A 1,144-nucleotide genomic window follows, 5' to 3' on the forward strand; every position below is an offset into this window, starting at 1 on the left:
AAGGTGTCCCCGGGTCTGGCCAGTCAGAAAGAAACGGAAGAAGAGAGAAAGCAGCAGGAGGAGAGACTCACCCTGTCAGAAAACCGTATCAGGGAGACAAAGGATTTAAGATCAACAATGCAGTGACAGGATCAAGAGGAGCGCGTCAGCGCCCCTCTTTTTATCCGTCGTTGTGCTTTTTTTCTTTCAGACGTTGCAGGCTCCACACCGATGCGCGCCTGAACCGGACCTCACCCGATTCAGGTCTGAGATTTTCCCCGGAAATAGTCTGGTCGCCCCTCAAGCTCCCTCTCAATCAGTTCCTCAGCAAACAGGGGCGCCATCCTGTTGACCCGACGCTCAAGATTCCTTCGACGCGCAGCGGCTTTGCGCTCATCACTCCAGCGCTTAATCTGCCGCTCATCGGGAAAATCCACGCACACCGCATACCCGGCGCCCGCCACCCAGCGCGACATAATGGATTCAGGCGCAGGCTGTCCGGCCTCCACCACTTCGGATGCCAGTTCATGCGGACCGGGACACGGTGATGGTAATTTCCAGCGCAGAGAGTAACGCCATTTCATCCCCGCCTCCGGTCCGTCAGTTTGTTCGGGACCTGCCAGCGCTCCGCCTGACGGACAGCCTCCGGGGTGTCACGCACAATGAAGCCGATTTCATGAATGACCCCGTACAGCGGCTCACCAGCGTCACGCAGCCAGTCCAGGGAGGCCAGCGAGGCAAACCGCGACCGCCAGTGCCAGAAAGCAGGCTCCAGCTCGCGCGCGTCAAACTCTTCGGCCCACCGGCGGTACCAGTTGCTGACCGTCTCCGGGGACTGAAAGTTCAGCTCCGTGACGGCCTGCCCCAGCAGGTTCTGCCGCAGCCGCCAGTGATGCGCCAGCGTCCGTTCTTCCCGGCGCATCCTGCGGGTGAACGCGATGTTTCTGCGCTGCAACCGGCGTTCAGTCCGGGTGTGCAGCACCTCCGGGAACAGTTCAGCCTGAACGTCCACCGGCAGCGGCAGCGGGCAGCACTCCCCGTGGCTGGCAATCAGTGCGTCGAGCGCCTCCTCCACCTGTTTGAGGCTGCTCAGGCGATGCTTCGGGTCCCAGTTGAGGCCGGGAATGCGCTGTGCCACGGTCGTGTTCATGCGGCTGTTCCCGGT

General features: G+C 61.3%; 2 protein-coding genes. Both read right to left on the reverse strand.

The genetic code is table 11. From position 1 onward, the window contains the following. Positions 1 to 239: 239 nt before the first annotated feature. A complete protein-coding gene (locus HMPREF3096_RS13305; protein ID WP_020314937.1) occupies positions 240 to 563 on the reverse strand; it encodes a hypothetical protein in 324 nt (107 codons plus the stop codon). After that, positions 560 to 1,144, reverse strand: a 585-nt coding sequence (locus HMPREF3096_RS13310) for a plasmid SOS inhibition protein A (RefSeq protein WP_141749337.1), incomplete at its 5' end; no start/stop codon positions are given. The genes HMPREF3096_RS13305 and HMPREF3096_RS13310, both read right to left, overlap by 4 nt.

The sequence above is a fragment of the Klebsiella sp. HMSC25G12 genome (genome assembly GCF_001807705.1).
Taxonomy (GTDB): domain Bacteria; phylum Pseudomonadota; class Gammaproteobacteria; order Enterobacterales; family Enterobacteriaceae; genus Klebsiella; species Klebsiella variicola.

Excerpts from the sequence above, each read along its gene's own strand:
- HMPREF3096_RS13305 (WP_020314937.1), bottom strand. The coding sequence starts at position 563 with ATGAAATGGCGTTACTCTCTGCGCTGGAAATTACCATCACCGTGTCCC.